This window comes from Streptomyces fradiae ATCC 10745 = DSM 40063 (genome assembly GCF_008704425.1).
GTDB lineage: Bacteria > Actinomycetota > Actinomycetes > Streptomycetales > Streptomycetaceae > Streptomyces > Streptomyces fradiae.
Map to the genome: position 1 here is coordinate 771,532 of NZ_CP023696.1, position 15,969 is coordinate 787,500.

Sequence of the window (15,969 nt, forward strand, 5' to 3'; positions counted from 1 at the left end):
TACGGAGGTGATGTCCTCCGTACCGGCCCCTCGGCGTCTCTCCGGTCCGCCTCACGCGGATCAGGCGTCAGCCGCGCCGCCCAGGGCCCGGCCGCACCGCTCAGGCGTCGTACTCGTCCAGCGGCGGGCAGGAGCAGACCAGGTTGCGGTCGCCGTAGGCCCCGTCGATGCGGCGCACCGGCGGCCAGTACTTGTCCGCCGCCGAGACCCCGGCCGGGAAGACGGCCTCCTCACGGCTGTAGGCGTGGTCCCACGCGCCGCCGAGCGCGGCCGCCGTGTGCGGGGCGTTGCGCAGCGGGTTGTCGTCGGCGGGCCAGGCGCCCGTGGCGACCTTCTCGATCTCGGCGCGGATGGCGATCATCGTGTCGCAGAACCGGTCGAGCTCGGTCAGGTCCTCGCTCTCGGTCGGCTCGATCATCAGCGTGCCGGCGACCGGGAACGACATGGTCGGCGCGTGGAAGCCGTAGTCGATCAGCCGCTTGGCGATGTCGTCCACGCTGACGCCCGTCGCCTTCGACAGCGGCCGCAGGTCGATGATGCACTCGTGCGCGACGAGGCCGCCCGGACCGGTGTAGAGGACCGGGAAGTGCGGCTCCAGGCGCTTGGCGACGTAGTTCGCCGCGAGGACGGCGACCTGCGTGGCGCGCTTGAGGCCCTCGCCGCCCATCAGCCGCACGTACGCCCAGGAGATCGGCAGGATGCCGGCCGAGCCCCACGGCGCCGCCGAGATCGGGCCGACCCCGGTCTCCGGGCCGGCGGACGGCTGGAGCGGGTGGTTCGGCAGGTACGGGGCGAGGTGGGAGCGGACCGCGACCGGGCCGACGCCGGGGCCACCGCCGCCGTGCGGGATGCAGAACGTCTTGTGCAGGTTCAGGTGCGAGACGTCGCCGCCGAACTTGCCGGGCTTCGCCAGGCCGACGAGCGCGTTGAGGTTGGCGCCGTCGACGTACACCTGGCCGCCGGCCTCGTGGACCTGGGCGCAGATGTCGGCGACGTGCTCCTCGAAGACGCCGTGCGTCGACGGGTAGGTGATCATCAGTACGGCCAGCTCGTCGCGGTACTGCTCGATCTTGGCGCGCAGGTCGGCGACGTCGATCTCGCCGTCGTCGGCGGTCTTGACGACGACGACCCTCATCCCGGCCATGACGGCGGACGCGGCGTTGGTGCCGTGCGCGGAGGACGGGATGAGGCAGACGGTGCGCTGGGCGTCGCCGTTGGCGCGGTGGTAGGCGCGGACGGCGAGGAGCCCGGCGAGCTCGCCCTGCGAGCCGGCGTTGGGCTGGATGGACACCTTGTCGTAGCCGGTGACCTCGGCGAGGCGGTCCTCCAGCTCGTGGATGAGGGTGAGGTAGCCCTCGGCCTGCTCCGCCGGGGCGAAGGGGTGCATCTGGCCGAACTCGGGCCAGGTGACCGGTTCCATCTCGGTGGTGGCGTTCAGCTTCATGGTGCAGGAGCCGAGCGGGATCATCCCGCGGTCCAGCGCGTAGTCGCGGTCCGCCAGCTTGCGCAGGTAGCGCAGCATCGCGGTCTCGGAGCGGTGCGCGTGGAAGACCGGGTGCGTCAGGTACGCGTCGGTGCGCAGCAGCGAGCCGGGCAGCGCGTCGCCGGTGGCGGCGTCCAGGGCCTCGATGTCGCCGGTCACGCCGAAGGCGGCCCAGACGGCGGTGAGCTGGGCGCGGCCGGTGGTCTCGTCGCAGGCGACGGAGACGTGGTCGGCGTCCGCCTGGTGGATGTTGACGCCGTTCTCGCGGGCCGCGGCGACGACCTCGGCGGCCTTGCCGGGCACGCGCGCGGTGATCGTGTCGAAGAAGTCGCCGTGGACGACCTCGACGCCGCCGGCGCGCAGACCGGCCGCGAGGACCGCCGCGTAGCGGTGGGTGCGCTGCGCGATCTCCCGCAGGCCCTCGGGGCCGTGGTAGACGGCATACATGCCGGCCATGACGGCGAGGAGCACCTGGGCGGTGCAGATGTTGCTGGTGGCCTTCTCGCGGCGGATGTGCTGCTCGCGGGTCTGCAGGGCGAGGCGGTAGGCCTTGTTGCCGTCGGCGTCGACGGACACGCCGACGAGCCGGCCGGGGAGGCTGCGGGCGAACGTGTCGCGGACGGCCATGTAGCCGGCGTGCGGGCCGCCGAAGCCCATCGGGACGCCGAACCGCTGGGTGGTGCCGACGGCGATGTCGGCGCCCAGCTCGCCGGGCGAGGTGAGCAGGGTGAGCGCCAGCAGGTCGGCGGCGACGGTGACGACGGCACCCAGCTCGTGGGCGGCGTCGATCAGCGGCTTGATGTCGCGGACGGCGCCGGACGCGCCGGGGTACTGGAGGAGGACGCCGAAGACGCCGCGCTCGGCGACCTCGGCCGGGATGCCGTCGGACAGGTCGGCGACGACGACCTCGACGCCGGTCGGTTCGGCGCGGGTCTGGATGACGGCGACGGTCTGCGGCAGGGCGTCGGCGTCGACCAGGAAGACGCCGTTCTTGACCTTGCCGACGCGCCGCGCGAGGGACATGGCCTCGGCGGCGGCGGTGCCCTCGTCCAGGAGGGAGGCGCCGGAGGTGGGCAGGCCGGTCAGGTCGGCGACGACGGTCTGGAAGTTGAGCAGGGCCTCCAGGCGGCCCTGGGAGATCTCCGGCTGGTACGGCGTGTAGGCCGTGTACCAGGCGGGGTTCTCCATCACGTTGCGGAGGATGACCGGCGGGGTGAACGTGCCGTAGTAGCCGAGGCCGATCATCGGCGCCAGCACCTGGTTGCGATCGGCGAGGTCCCGCAGCTCGGCGAGGACCTCGGCCTCGCTGCGGGCCTCGGGCAGGCCGAGGGCCTCGGCGCTCTTGATCACGTCCGGCACCGCGGCCGCCGTGAGCTCGTCGAGCGAGCCGTAGCCGACCTGCGCGAGCATCTTGGCGCGCGCCTCGGCGTCGGGGCCGATGTGGCGCTGCTCGAAGGGGGTGCCCCGCTCGAGCTGGGAGAGCGGAATGCGGTTGGCGGTCATGTACGGGGGCCTCCTGGTCGTAGCGACCTGCGAGGGGCACCGCGGCGCGGGTGCCCGGACGGCCTCCCCCTCTGTCATCTCAACCTGAGAGCTTCGCCGCGCACTCCGGGCGGAGGGCATGGCTTTCACCGTCGGTGAGAGCGGGTGCCGTCCGACGCCCGCCCTGCTTTCCAGAGTGACCTCGTCCGTGCGGTACGTGGGCCTGAGAGATTCCGGGGAGGATTTGCTCCTTCGGCGCCTCCGGACGATTTCTCCGAAGGACTCTCCCGCACGGGGTCAGCGGCCATCTCCAGCCTACCAGCGACGTTCCGGGCCGATCCGTCGAGTGGCCGACGTCACCGTTGTGCCCTTTCGTGGTGTGCACGGACCGCTTGCGACCGACTGGAGGAACGGTGCAGAGCGACATCGACCCGCGCGGCCTGATCGGGCGCAAGGCGTTCGACGGCGACGGCCACAGGATCGGCACGGTGGACGAGGTGTACCTGGACGACGCGACGGGGGCGCCCGTGTGGGCGGCCGTACGGACGGGCCTGTTCGGCCGGGACGCGTTCGTCCCGCTGGGGCCCAGCCGGGTCGCCGCCGACGGCCTGCACGTCCCGTACCCCAAGGCCCTCGTCAAGGACGCCCCCGGCTTCGGGGTGGGCCGCCACCTCTCCCCGCAGCAGGAGCTGCGGCTCTACCGCCACTACGGCCTCGCCCCGCCGTCCGCCCCCGGGGCCCCGTCGCCCCCCGGCGGGCCCGTCGGGTCGGTGCCCGACGGAACGGGCTGAGGCCCGCCGCCGACCAGGGGCAGCGGGTCGGACGGCTCCAGCTGCGGATCGTCCGTCCGGAAGGTCCTCACCCGGCCGGGCGCCGACCACGGCTCCTCGAACCGCACGGTCACCCGGCCGACCCCGCTGCCCTGCACCCACCCGGCGCCGTGGACGGCGTGCCGCACATCGGCCCCGGCGGCCCAGTGCCGCTCCCCCGGCACGCCCTCGCCGCCCCCTCGGGCATCCGGCCCAGGCCCCTCGGGCCGGCCCGAGCCGCCCGGCGGGGGCTCACCGGGCGGCGGGGCCCCGTCCAGTCCCCGGTCCGCCCGGCCCACCACATCCGCCCGCGCCGCCCGATCCGTCCCCACCACCGCGTCCACCGCGTCCACCGCGTCCGCCCGGCCGGCCACCCGCTCCGTCCCGGCGCTCCCGCCCGCCCCGCCGGGCACGGCAGCGCCCTCCACCGCCACGGGTCCCGGCCCCTCCGCAGAACCCGCCGGCCCGTCCGGCACCACCCCCGCGGACGCCTGGGCGAACAGGTCCTCCTGCGTGTAGTCGGCCAGCCCGCTGACCCTCACGCCCAGCAGCCGCACGCCGCCCGTCGTGTCCACGGCGTCCAGCAGCCGCGCCGCGGCCTCCCGGACGACCACCGGGTCGTCGGTCGGCCCGCGCAGCGTCTCGGAGCGGGTCAGCGTGGAGAAGTCGTACCGTCGCACCTTCAGCACCACCGTGCGCCCCGACCGGCCCGCGGCCCGCAGCCGCCGCACGCACCGCTCCGCGAGCCGCTCCACCTCCCACCGCACCCGCACCCGGTCGTGCAGGTCCACGTCGAAGGTGTCCTCCACCGAGACCGACTTGGCGTCCCGCTCCGCCACCACCGGCCGGTCGTCGCGCCCCAGCGCCATCGCGTGCAGCGAGACCCCGTGCGCCCGGCCCAGCAGCCGTACGAGCTCGTCCTCGCCCGCCTCCGCGAGGTCGGCGACGGTCGTCATCCCCGCCCGCCTCAGGTGCTCCTCCGTCGCCGGTCCCACACCGGGGAGCGTCCGCACCCCCATCGGGGCCAGCAGCGCCCGCTCCGTCCCGGGCTCGATGACCACCAGGCCGTCCGGCTTGGCCTCCTCGGACGCGATCTTCGCCAGCATCTTGGACCCGGCGAGCCCCACCGACCCCGTCAGCCCCGTCACCTCCCGGATGTCCCGGCGCAGCCGCTCCCCCACCGACCGGGCCGTCGCCCCGTCGTACGCCGCGCCACCGGCCTCCAGGTCGACGAACGCCTCGTCCAGGCTGAGCGGCTCCACCAGCGGCGACAGCCGGCCCAGCAGCTCCATGACCCGCAGGCTCACCGACCGGTACACGGTGAAGCGCGGAACCAGGTACGCGGCGTTCGGCGCCAGGCGCCGCGCCTGCGCCATGGGCATCGCCGAGCGCACACCGAACCGCCGCGCCTCGTACGACGCGGTGGCGACGACACCGCGCGGGCCGAGACCGCCCACGATCACGGGCTTGCCGCGCAGGCTGGGCTTCGCCGCCTGTTCGACGGCGGCGAAGAAGGCGTCCATGTCGAGATGGAGGATCGTCGGCGCGGCTCTCACACCACCGATGCTGCCCTACCCCACTGACAAGCGCCCGCACACCCGTGCGACACCGGGCCCCCGGCCCAGCACGTCGGGCACGTCGAGCGAGGCCGCTCAGACGGCCTTGTCACGCCGGCGGCGGGCCAGCTCGTCGGCCGGATGGTGCCCGATGAGGGTCTCCCCGGTGTCGACCCGCTCCCCGTGCAGCTGCGACAGCGCCGCCTCCACGTCCCGCCACACCACGCCGACCGCGATCCCGAAGATCCCCTGCCCGCCCTGGAGGAGGTCCACCACCTCGTCCGGCGACGCGCACTCGTACACCGTCGCGCCGTCGCTCATCAGCGTCATACGCTCCAGGTCCCGCACCTCGCGGTCGCGCAGGTGCTGCACGGCGGCCCGGATGTTCTGCAACGCGACGCCCGTGTCCAGGAACCGCTTGACGATCTTCAGGACCACGACGTCCCGGAAGCTGTAGAGGCGCTGCGTGCCCGATCCGTACGCGGGCCGGACACTCGGCTCGACCAGGCCCGTGCGGGCCCAGTAGTCGAGCTGCCGGTAGGTGATGCCGGCGGCCGCGCACGCCGTGGGGCCCCGGTACCCGACACCGTCGGTCGCCGGCTCGGCCGGGTTCCCGTGCAGCGGAGCCGCACCCCCGTCAAGCGGAGCCGGACCTCCGTGAAGCGGATACGGCCGGCTCCCTGCCGGACCGCGTCCGGGGAGACCCCCTGCCGTACCGTCGCCGCTGCTCATCACGCCGACCCTCCGTCCTTGACCTGCCACATCGACGGTAGGCAGTCCCCAGGGGTGCGTCAACGATCGCCACACTCGCCACGCCGAGTGATAATCACCCTGAGAGTGGTTTGACGTGTCCCCGTTCCGGGAACGGCTACTCGGATGCGCGCAAAGCCCGCCGAGCGCGCCTCGGGCGCCGGGTGATCACCACCTCCGCACGCCCCGGGCGCGCCCCGCACGCGGTGGGCGCCGCCCGCGCGGTCACTGACTGCCGGTGCCGAAGTCCTCGGGCGAGATCTGGTCGAGGAACTCGCGGAACTTCTCCACCTCGTCCTCCTGCTCGTCCGGGATCGCGATCCCCGCGTCGTCGAGGACACCGTCACTGCCGAAGATCGGCGTTCCGGTGCGCAGGGCCAGCGCTATGGCGTCGGAGGGCCGGGCGCTCACCTCGACACCGCTGGCGAAGACCAGCTCCGCGTAGAAGACCCCTTCGCGCAGGTCCGTGATGCGGACCTCGGTCAGCTCCTGGCCCACGGCCTCGAGGACGTCCTTGAAGAGATCATGGGTGAGCGGCCGCGCAGGGGTCATGCCCTGCTGGGCGAAGGCGATCGCCGTCGCCTCCCCCGGACCGATCCAGATCGGGAGGTAGCGGTCGCCTCCCACTTCACGCAGGAGCACGATCGGCTGGTTGGACGGCATTTCCACCCGGACACCGACAACATCGAGCTCGTTCACACAGCAACCCTAGGACGTGCCGCACCGGTTTGGATAGTCGGGTTCGGCCGGGGTCAGGGGAACCGCACCCCGAGAGCCGACCTGAGGAGGGCCGCGTGCAGCCGCGCCGACAGCCCGGCCAGCTCTTTCGCCGTCGCCTCCGCGTGCGCGCGGGTCTGCGGATTGCGGTGCCGCCGCAGCGGCGCGACGACCTGCTCCACCAGGCCCGCCTCCCGCTCCGCGGCGGCCTTCACGGCCCGCAGGTGGCGCGGCTCCAGCCCGAAGCGGCCCAGCTCGGCGACGAGCCGCGCGACCGTCACCGCCTCCGCGTCGTAGCCGCCGTCCGCTCCCGGCACGACCAGCCCGTACGCCTCCCACTCGGCGAGCTCCTCCTCGCCGGCCTCCGCCGCGGCGAGCAGCTCGGCACGGCCCACCCGCGCCGCCGTGGCCCTGTCCTCGTCCGGCTCCCCCAGAGCGGCGTCATCCGGCGACTCCGCGCGCGGGCCCTGCGCCGGCAGCTGGATCCGCTCCCCGCGCGCCAGGGCCTCCAGGTGCTCCCGGATGACCTTCAGCGGCAGATAGTGGTCCCGCTGCATCCGCAGGATCAGCGCCAGCCGCTCGACGTCGCTCCGGCTGAACTTCCGGTACCCGGAGGCGGTCCGCTGCGGCTCGACGAGCCCCTCCGCCTCCAGGAACCGGATCTTGGAGATGGTGACCTCGGGAAACTCCTCCCGCAGCTGGTTGAGGACCGTGCCGATGCTCACCAGCCGGTCACCCGCGCCGGGGGCGCCGTGGCCGGCACCGGTCGTCGGTGTTCGCCGCATGGACCTTCCCTCGCATCCCTCCGGACGGGCGCCCGGGGCCCGGGCGCCCGTCCGGGAGAGGTCAGACGCCCCGCTGGCTCGTGTAGAAGACCATGCGGTACTTGCCGATCTGCACCTCGTCGCCGTTGGTGAGCAGCACGGAGTCGATCGGCTCACGGTTGACGTACGTGCCGTTGAGGCTGCCGACGTCCGCGACGGTGAAGCTGCCGTCGGCCGCCCGGCGGAACTCGACATGGCGACGGGACACCGTCACGTCGTCCAGGAAGATGTCGCTCTGCGGATGACGGCCCGCGGTCGTCAGATCGCTGTCGAGGAGGAAACGGCTGCCGGAGTTCGGCCCGCGGCGCACCACCAGGAGCGCCGAGCCCAGCGGCAGCGCGTCCACCGCGGCCTGCGCCTCCGGCGACAGCGACGGCAGCGCCGTCTGACCGGTGGTCTCGCTGTCGTACGCCTCGAGCCCCGAGATGGAGATCGTCGACGTCGTCTCCGACGCGCGCTCCGCGGGGGCGCCGCCGCGCATCGGTGTTCCGCAGTTGGAGCAGAACCGACTCGCCTCGGCAGCGCGGTGTCCGCACCGCGTACACACCGGCATGGACCCATCCTCCTGCCGCGGCCCGGCCGCGTGGACGCTGGTCGCGTACGGATCGGAACCTATGCGGCCGGGACCGGCGGGGTCAACAGAAGACGCGCCCTGACCGCCCGCAATGTCACCACCCGGACCAGCGACCTCGTCACGGAAGAGCGGACGCCCGGCGCCCTGCTCCTCCTCGCTGCGACCCTGACGCTCCGCGCGGTGCCGGGCGTTGCCGCCGTCCTCGCGTGCGCTCTTGCCGAACAACTTCGCAAACAACTTCACGGGCGATTCCCCTTGAACGAAACAGACCCGCCCGTGGGGCAGGACGAACCCTGAATGAACAGACCTGCCGACCCGGACACTCTCACAACGTCCGTATCCTCCGGACAGTTTCCACCACAGACCACGCTCTTCATACGGCGACCCCCCGCAACCTCTCGGCCGGGGCGGCCGATCCACCGACGGCTTCTCCCCGCCCCGCGCTCACGGGAGCTGCCCCCACCGCCTCGCCTCCCCTGTCCGGCCCGGTCACCCGGGCATTCCACCGCGCGACGCCCTCGGCCCGGACCCTCACCGCGGTGACGACCGAGCGTAGTCAGGCCGCTCCGCCGGTCGCAAGGCGTCCACAACGATCTTCTCCGACCGGGTCACCGTGGCCGTGGCCTGCTCCTTCTCCAGGGTCTGCACGATGCCGCCGGGGATGTTGAGCGCGGGCTCCAGGTCCTGCGGCTTGCCGATGGCCTGGAAGCGGTACGGCGCGGTGATCCTCCGCCCGTCCACCGTGACGGCCCCGGCGTCCCCGGAGAAGTACGAGTCGGCGACGACCCGCACGTCGTTGACCTGGATGGCCTCCGCGCCGGCGGCGCGCAGCTCCTGGATCGTGTCGAGCAGCTTGTCCGGCTCGACCGCCGCCAGCGGGTCCTCGACGACGAAGGTGATGCCGGGGCCCTCGGCGGCCACGGTACCGGCCAGGACGCCGAGCTGACGCTCCCTCTCCTGCGTCTGCCGGCGTGCCTCCTCGGCCTGGTCGGAGCTGTTCTCCAGCTCGCGGCGCTGCGCCTCCAGCTGCGTCTTCTCGTCCTCCAGGCGCTCGCTGCGGTCGTCCAGCTCGTCCAGGATGCGCACCAGGTCCTCCTGCCGGGCCCCGCGCAGCGCGCCGTCGTCGCTGGCGGAGCGGACCTGGATGGCGAGGCCCAGGCCGAGGCCGAACAGCAGCAGCGCGACGACGAGTTGCGCACGCGTCACCCTGGGCGGCCACAGCCCGGCGGCCAGCCGCTGCCGGCCGGTCATCTCCCGAACGCTCGCCGACGCCTCCCCCGGCCCGCCCCCCGTCCCGCCCGCCGACGGGTCGGCGGGCGGGGGCGCCTGCGGGTCGGCGTCCGGGGGCGCCTGCCCCCGGACGCGCTTCGGCGCGTCCGCCGTCGCCTCCGCACGGTCCTCGCCGTCCCGCTCGCGCTGGAGGGGTCTCGGCACGTGCGGGCCGCTCGCGGTGCCCTGGCGCTCGTGCGTCCTCGCGGTCTCCGGGGACTGCGGGGTGCCGGGTGCTCCCGGGGTCTCGGATGTGCGGTCTTCGCTGCTCATCGGCCTCACGCCCGGAAGACGTGCCGCCGGATCGCGGCGGCGTTGGAGAAGATGCGGATACCGAGAACGACCACGACGCCCGTGGAGAGCTGGGCGCCCACCCCCAGCTTGTCGCCGAGGAACACGATCAGCGCGGCCACGACGACGTTCGACAGGAACGACACGACGAAGACCTTGTCGACGAAGATCCCGTCCAGCATGGCCCGCAGCCCGCCGAACACCGCGTCCAGCGCGGCCACGACGGCGATCGGCAGATAGGGCTCGACCACCGCCGGCACCTCGGGCCGGACCAACAGTCCGACCACGACTCCCACCACGAGGCCCAGTACGGCGATCACGATGTGCCCTTCCCTGTGTCGGCCGTGCCCCGTCCGTCGCCGTTTCCGGCGTCGGAGGTCCTCGGCAGTGCTGTGCGTACGATCAGACTCGGCGCCGCCGGCAGCCCGATCCGGTCCTGACGGGACAGGTTGCTGCGGATCCCGAAGTTCTCCCGCAGCGCCTGCAGGTAGCGGCCGTCCGCGCTCTCCTGGAACCGGGCGCCGAGCCGCTTCCCGTCGCCCACGGCGAGCACCGTGTACGGCGGTACGAGCGGCCTGTTGTCGACCAGTATGGCGTCGCCGGCCGCCCTGATCGCCGAGAGGGCGGTCAGCCGCTGCCCGTTGATCGCGATGGCCTCCGCGCCGGACTGCCACAGCCCGTTGACGATCCGCTGCATGTCCCGGTCGCGCACCCGGCCGGTGTCGGAGAAGCCGCCGCCCTCGCGTGGACCGTCACCGCCGCCGCCCGCGACGCCCTTCGCGTCGTCCACGACGAGCTTGACGCCGGGTCCGCTCACCTCGGTGGCGCCGGACAGCAGGGCCACCAGGTCTCCCCGCTCGCCGCCGTGCTCCTGGAGGGCGGCGCGCTGCCGCTCCCCCACCTCGCCGCGCAGTGCCTCGATGTCCTCGGCCAGGTCGTCGGCGGCCGTCGTCTCGGACCGGATCCGCTCGATGAGCTCCTCGCGGTCCTTGGCCACCACGGACGCCGACAGCTGCGTCTGCGCCGCGCCGACCGTGACCACCGCGGCGGCGAGGAGGAGTCCGGCGGCCAGGCCCAGCTTGGCCCGCAGCGTGCGCGGAAGGCCGCCGCCCTCGGCGGCACGACGCGCCGACGCCTCCGCGTACCCGTCGTCGAGCGCGTGGTCCATGACATTGGTCAGCAGCGACATCGACGCGTCGGGACGCGGAGGCGGGGAGCCTGTGCTCCGAACGGGGGGCTGCTGCGACATGCCGCACATCGTCGCATGTCGCGGCGGCTACCGCCGAATGGCCCCACCAGTGTGCCGGACCCGGTCGTACGATCGGTCCGGCACACCGGTGGGCGGCACCCGTTTCCCAGGTGCGGTGCGGATCAGCGCCCGGCGCTGTCCACGACGGCCGCCCACTCGTCCAGGAGCGCTTCGGCGGACTCGTCGTCGGGGCCTTCGGCCCACAGGTGGGTGACGGCCTCGGCGGGGTCGGGCAGGACCAGCACCCAGCGCCCGTCCGACTCCACCACCCGCACGCCGTCGGTGGTGTCGACGTGCCGGTCTCCCGCCGCCTCGACGACCCGCCGCATGACGAGCCCCTTCACGGCCCACGGCGTCGCCAGGTCCCGCCGCAGCACGTGGGCGCGCGGAATCCGCGCGTCGATCTGGCTGAGCGTGAGCTGGGTCCGCGCGACGAGACCGATGAGCCGCACGAACGCGGCGGTCCCGTCGAAGACGCTGCTGAACTCGGGAACGATGAACCCGCCGAGGCCGTCTCCACCGAAGATGGTGGATTCCTCGCGCCCGACCCGGGTCAGGTCGTCCGGCGACGTGGTCGTCCAGTCGACCTGGGTGCCGTGGTACGCGGCGACCTGCTCGGCGATCCGGGTGGTGGTCACCGGCAGGGCGACACGGCCGCTGCGCCGCTCGGCGGCGACCAGGTCGAGCATGACGAGCAGGGCCCGGTCGTCCTCGATGATCCGGCCGCGTTCGTCGACGAGCGACAGCCTCTCGCCGACGGTGTCGAACCGCACGCCGAACGCGGCCCGCGCGGAGGCGACGATCTCGCCGAGGCGTACGAGCCCCGCGCGGCGGGAGTCGGCGGACTCGGTGGGCCGCGACTCGTCGAGGCCGGGGTTGATCGTCAGCGAGTCGACGCCGAGCCGGCCGAGGAGGCTGGGCAGGACGAGCCCGGCGCTGCCGTTCGACGCGTCCACGACGACCTTGAGGCCGGCCTCGGCGATCCCGCTGGTGTCGACGCTGCGCAGGAGTGCGCCGGTGTACTGGTCGAAGACACTCGACGGGAAGCTGAGGTCGCCGATCTCGCCCGGGAAGGCCCGGCGGTACTCCTGGCGCGCGTAGACGCGGTCGAGCTTTCGCTGCCCCGCCTGGGAGAGGTCGGCGCCCCGCTCGTCGAAGAACATGATGTCGACGGAGTCCGGCACCCCGGGGGTGGTGCGGATCATGATGCCGCCCGCGCTGCCGCGTGCGGTCTGCTGCCGCGCCACGGGCAGTGGCACGTTCTCCAGGTCCCGTACGTCGATGGCGCTGGCCTGCAGGGCGGAGATCACGGCCCGCTTGAGGGCGCGGGCGCCCCGGGAGTGGTCCCGGGCCGTGGTGACGGTGGCGCCCTTCTTCAGGGTGGTGGCGTAGGCGCCGGCGAGCCGTACGGCGAGTTCGGGGGTGATCTCGACGTTGAGGATGCCGGAGACGCCGCGGGCGCCGAAGAGGTGGGCCTGGCCGCGCGACTCCCAGATGACGGAGGTGTTGACGAACGCGCCGGCCTCGATGGTCTTGAACGGGTAGACGCGGACGTTCCCCTGGACGATCGATTCTTCACCGACGAGGCACTCGTCGCCGATGACGGCGCCGTCCTCGATGCGCGCGGCCCGCATGATGTCGGTGTTCTTGCCGATCACGCAGCCGCGCAGGTTGCTGTGGGGCCCGATGTACACGTTGTCGTGAACAACCGCCTTGTGGAGGAAGGCGCCGCTCTTCACGACCACGTTCGACCCGATGACGGTGTGCTCGCGGATCTCGACGTCGGCTTCGACCTTGGCGTAGTCGCCGACGTAGACGGGGCCGCGCAGCACGGCGTCGGGGTGGACCTCGGCGCCCTCGGCGATCCAGACACCGGGGGAGATCTCGAAGCCGTCGAGTTCGACGTCGACCTTGCCCTCGAGGACGTCGGCCTGGGCCTTGACGTAGCTCTCGTGGGTGCCGACGTCCTCCCAGTAGCCCTCGGCGACGTAGCCGTAGATCGGCTTGCCTTCCTTCATGAGCTGGGGGAAGACATCGCCGGACCAGTCGACGGACACGTCCGGCTGGACGTAGTCGAAGACCTCGGGCTCCATGACGTAGATGCCGGTGTTGACGGTGTCCGAGAAGACCTGACCCCAGGTGGGCTTCTCCAGGAACCGTTCGACGCGGCCTTCGTCGTCGACGATGGTGATGCCGAATTCGAGCGGGTTCGGTACGCGGGTGAGGCATACCGTGACCAGGGCGCCCTTTTCCTTGTGGAAGGCGATGAGGTCGGTGAGATCGAAATCGGTGAGGGCGTCGCCGGAGATCACCAGGAACGCATCGTCCTTGAGTGCCTCTTCGGCGTTCTTGACGCTGCCGGCGGTGCCGAGTGGCTTCTCCTCGTGGGCGTAGGTGAGCTCCATGCCGAGCTCTTCGCCGTCTCCGAAGTAGTTCTTGACCAGCGAGGCGAGGAACTGCACGGTTACGACGGTCTCGGTCAGTCCATGCCTCTTCAGCAGGCGCAGCACATGCTCCATGATCGGCCGGTTGGCGACCGGCAGGAGCGGCTTGGGCATGCTCGAGGTCATGGGGCGAAGTCTGGTTCCTTCGCCTCCGGCCATCACGACGGCCTTCATGTCGGAAGCGTCCTCCTTGCACAGACGGCGATCTGGCCGAGTTCACCCGTCTTCGCAGTGGCCCTTTGACATGAACCAGCGACCTATTACGGTGCGGCGCGGAAAGACAGGGTCATTCGGCGGTGGCTTCGGCCTTGACAAGCCGGCGGACCTGGACCACATAGAGGATCCCTGCCCACCAGTAAAGACTTGTACCCCATCCGGCGAAGGCCCACCCGAAAACTTCAGCGAGTGACGCAAGCCACGTGTCGCCGTCGCTGAGCAGGAGCAGCGGGAAGGCGTACATCAGGTTGAACGTGGCGGCCTTGCCGAGGAAGTTGACCTGCGGCGGGGGGTAGCCGTGGCGACGGAGGATTCCCACCATCACCAGCAGCATCAGCTCGCGCGCGAGGAGTACGGCGGTGAGCCAGAGCGGAAGGATGTCGCGCCAGGTCAGACCGACGAGCGTGGACAGGATGTACAGGCGGTCGGCCGCGGGGTCGAGGATGCGGCCCAGGCTGCTGATCTGGTTCCAGCGGCGTGCGAGCTTGCCGTCGAGGTAGTCACTGACCCCGCTGAGGGCGAGGACCAGGAGGGCCCAGCCGTCGCTGTTGGGGCCGCCGAACTCGGGGCGGAGAATGAGCCACAGGAAAAGCGGTACACCGATGAGCCGGGCCATGCTCAGGATGTTGGGGATGGTGAGGACCCGGTCCGTCTGAACGCGAGTCTCCTGTACCTCCACCCGGGGGCCTCCTGTGGGAACGTGCCAATGCTGCCCCCTGACCTTACCGTCCGTTCGGGCCGGCTTGTGCAGGGGGGCGTCCGCCGTCTCGTCTGCTGGTCGGTCTGGTCCCGGAAATGCGGAAAGCCCCGTGCCATCAGGCACGGGGCTCCCCGTCAACAATAGTTCGGCGGCGTCCTACTCTCCCACAGGGTCCCCCCTGCAGTACCATCGGCGCTGAAAGGCTTAGCTTCCGGGTTCGGAATGTAACCGGGCGTTTCCCTAACGCTATGACCACCGAAACACTATGAAGATAACAACCAACCGGCAACATGGTGGTGTTCGTTACTTCAGAACTAACACAGTGGACGCGAGCAACTGAGGACAAGCCCTCGGCCTATTAGTACCGGTCAACTCCACCCATCACTGGGCTTCCATATCCGGCCTATCAACCCAGTCGTCTACTGGGAGCCTTACCCTCTCAAGGAGGTGGGAACACTCATCTCGAAGCAGGCTTCCCGCTTAGATGCTTTCAGCGGTTATCCCTCCCGAACGTAGCCAACCAGCCATGCCCTTGGCAGAACAACTGGCACACCAGAGGTTCGTCCGTCCCGGTCCTCTCGTACTAGGGACAGCCCTTCTCAATGTTCCTGCGCGCGCAGCGGATAGGGACCGAACTGTCTCACGACGTTCTAAACCCAGCTCGCGTACCGCTTTAATGGGCGAACAGCCCAACCCTTGGGACCGACTCCAGCCCCAGGATGCGACGAGCCGACATCGAGGTGCCAAACCATCCCGTCGATATGGACTCTTGGGGAAGATCAGCCTGTTATCCCCGGGGTACCTTTTATCCGTTGAGCGACGGCGCTTCCACAAGCCACCGCCGGATCACTAGTCCCGACTTTCGTCCCTGCTCGACCCGTCGGTCTCACAGTCAAGCTCCCTTGTGCACTTACACTCAACACCTGATTGCCAACCAGGCTGAGGGAACCTTTGGGCGCCTCCGTTACCCTTTAGGAGGCAACCGCCCCAGTTAAACTACCCATCAGACACTGTCCCTGATCCGGATCACGGACCCAGGTTAGACATCCAGCACGACCAGAGTGGTATTTCAACGACGACTCCACCATGACTGGCGTCACAGTTTCACAGTCTCCCACCTATCCTACACAAGCCGAACCGAACACCAATATCAAACTGTAGTAAAGGTCCCGGGGTCTTTCCGTCCTGCTGCGCGAAACGAGCATCTTTACTCGTAGTGCAATTTCACCGGGCCTATGGTTGAGACAGTCGAGAAGTCGTTACGCCATTCGTGCAGGTCGGAACTTACCCGACAAGGAATTTCGCTACCTTAGGATGGTTATAGTTACCACCGCCGTTTACTGGCGCTTAAGTTCTCAGCTTCGCCCGGACGAATCCAAGCTAACCGGTCCCCTTAACGTTCCAGCACCGGGCAGGCGTCAGTCCGTATACATCGCCTTACGGCTTCGCACGGACCTGTGTTTTTAGTAAACAGTCGCTTCTCGCTGGTCTCTGCGGCCACCCCCAGCTCACACTGCAAGAGTGATCACCAGAAGTGGCCCCCCTTCTCCCGAAGTTACGGGGGCATTTTGCCGAGTTCCTTAACCATAGTTCACCCGAACGCCT

Annotated in this window: 12 protein-coding genes, 2 rRNA genes and 1 riboswitch (1 of these 15 only partly in view); of the genes, 1 reads left to right on the top strand and 13 read right to left on the bottom strand. The window is 70.9% G+C overall.

All coding sequences use genetic code 11. The features are described from left to right. Window positions 1-100 precede the first annotated feature (100 nt). Window positions 101-2,986, bottom strand: coding sequence for an aminomethyl-transferring glycine dehydrogenase (gcvP, locus tag CP974_RS03290; RefSeq protein ID WP_031128637.1), 2,886 nt, complete (start codon window positions 2,984-2,986; stop codon window positions 101-103). 180 nt (window positions 2,987-3,166) lie between these two features. Next, a riboswitch (glycine riboswitch) is annotated at window positions 3,167-3,265 on the bottom strand. A gap of 113 nt (window positions 3,266-3,378) precedes the next feature. Here gcvP and CP974_RS03295 point away from each other — a divergent pair. Further along, complete coding sequence (locus tag CP974_RS03295) at window positions 3,379-3,756, top strand: PRC-barrel domain-containing protein (protein ID WP_031128636.1); 378 nt, start codon at window positions 3,379-3,381, stop codon at window positions 3,754-3,756. Here CP974_RS03295 and CP974_RS29415 read toward each other — a convergent pair. The 12 genes from CP974_RS29415 to CP974_RS03360 form a co-directional block, all read right to left on the bottom strand. Beyond that, the gene (locus CP974_RS29415; protein WP_191092840.1) at window positions 3,672-5,330 is read right to left on the bottom strand and encodes a DNA polymerase IV; all 1,659 of its coding nucleotides are present in this window, start codon (window positions 5,328-5,330) and stop codon (window positions 3,672-3,674) included. The genes CP974_RS03295 and CP974_RS29415 overlap by 85 nt on opposite strands. 96 nt (window positions 5,331-5,426) lie before the next feature. After that, on the bottom strand, window positions 5,427-6,065 hold the full coding sequence (locus CP974_RS03310) for a MerR family transcriptional regulator (RefSeq protein ID WP_031128634.1): 639 nt from the start codon (window positions 6,063-6,065) through the stop codon (window positions 5,427-5,429). 240 nt (window positions 6,066-6,305) lie between these two features. Beyond that, complete coding sequence (locus tag CP974_RS03315; RefSeq protein ID WP_031128633.1) at window positions 6,306-6,779, bottom strand: bifunctional nuclease family protein; 474 nt, start codon at window positions 6,777-6,779, stop codon at window positions 6,306-6,308. A gap of 53 nt (window positions 6,780-6,832) precedes the next feature. Then, window positions 6,833-7,582, bottom strand: coding sequence for a transcriptional regulator FtsR (ftsR, locus tag CP974_RS03320; protein ID WP_031128632.1), 750 nt, complete (start codon window positions 7,580-7,582; stop codon window positions 6,833-6,835). A 61-nt stretch (window positions 7,583-7,643) separates the two neighbouring features. Further along, entirely contained in the window at window positions 7,644-8,558 is a 915-nt protein-coding gene (locus CP974_RS29965; RefSeq protein ID WP_078915335.1) for an FHA domain-containing protein, read from the bottom strand. Between the two features lie 168 nt (window positions 8,559-8,726). Then, window positions 8,727-9,737 (bottom strand): DUF881 domain-containing protein, encoded by a 1,011-nt coding sequence (locus tag CP974_RS03330; protein WP_078915328.1) that lies wholly within the window; start codon window positions 9,735-9,737, stop codon window positions 8,727-8,729. A 5-nt stretch (window positions 9,738-9,742) separates the two neighbouring features. Continuing rightward, window positions 9,743-10,075 (bottom strand): small basic family protein, encoded by a 333-nt coding sequence (locus tag CP974_RS03335; protein WP_003970459.1) that lies wholly within the window; start codon window positions 10,073-10,075, stop codon window positions 9,743-9,745. After that, window positions 10,072-11,004: a DUF881 domain-containing protein gene (locus CP974_RS03340; protein WP_037936507.1), complete on the bottom strand. Its 933-nt coding sequence runs from the start codon at window positions 11,002-11,004 to the stop codon at window positions 10,072-10,074. Before CP974_RS03340 ends, CP974_RS03335 begins: the two co-directional genes overlap by 4 nt. Window positions 11,005-11,126: 122 nt before the next feature. Beyond that, window positions 11,127-13,622 carry a mannose-1-phosphate guanyltransferase gene (locus CP974_RS03345; RefSeq protein ID WP_031128628.1) on the bottom strand — a complete coding sequence of 832 codons (2,496 nt, stop codon included), beginning with the start codon at window positions 13,620-13,622 and terminating at the stop codon, window positions 11,127-11,129. Window positions 13,623-13,734: 112 nt separating this feature from the next. After that, window positions 13,735-14,343: a cardiolipin synthase ClsA gene (clsA, locus tag CP974_RS03350; RefSeq protein ID WP_031128627.1), complete on the bottom strand. Its 609-nt coding sequence runs from the start codon at window positions 14,341-14,343 to the stop codon at window positions 13,735-13,737. Between the two features lie 164 nt (window positions 14,344-14,507). Further along, a 5S ribosomal RNA gene (gene rrf, locus CP974_RS03355) occupies window positions 14,508-14,624 on the bottom strand. A 78-nt stretch (window positions 14,625-14,702) separates the two neighbouring features. Next, window positions 14,703-15,969 (bottom strand): 23S ribosomal RNA (locus CP974_RS03360); it runs 1,852 nt beyond the window's last position.

Excerpts from the sequence above, each read along its gene's own strand:
- CP974_RS03340 (WP_037936507.1), bottom strand. The coding sequence starts at position 11,004 with ATGTCGCAGCAGCCCCCCGTTCGGAGCACAGGCTCCCCGCCTCCGCGT.
- gcvP (WP_031128637.1), bottom strand. The coding sequence starts at position 2,986 with ATGACCGCCAACCGCATTCCGCTCTCCCAGCTCGAGCGGGGCACCCCC.
- CP974_RS03345 (WP_031128628.1), bottom strand. The coding sequence starts at position 13,622 with ATGAAGGCCGTCGTGATGGCCGGAGGCGAAGGAACCAGACTTCGCCCC.
- CP974_RS03330 (WP_078915328.1), bottom strand. The coding sequence starts at position 9,737 with ATGAGCAGCGAAGACCGCACATCCGAGACCCCGGGAGCACCCGGCACC.
- ftsR (WP_031128632.1), bottom strand. The coding sequence starts at position 7,582 with ATGCGGCGAACACCGACGACCGGTGCCGGCCACGGCGCCCCCGGCGCG.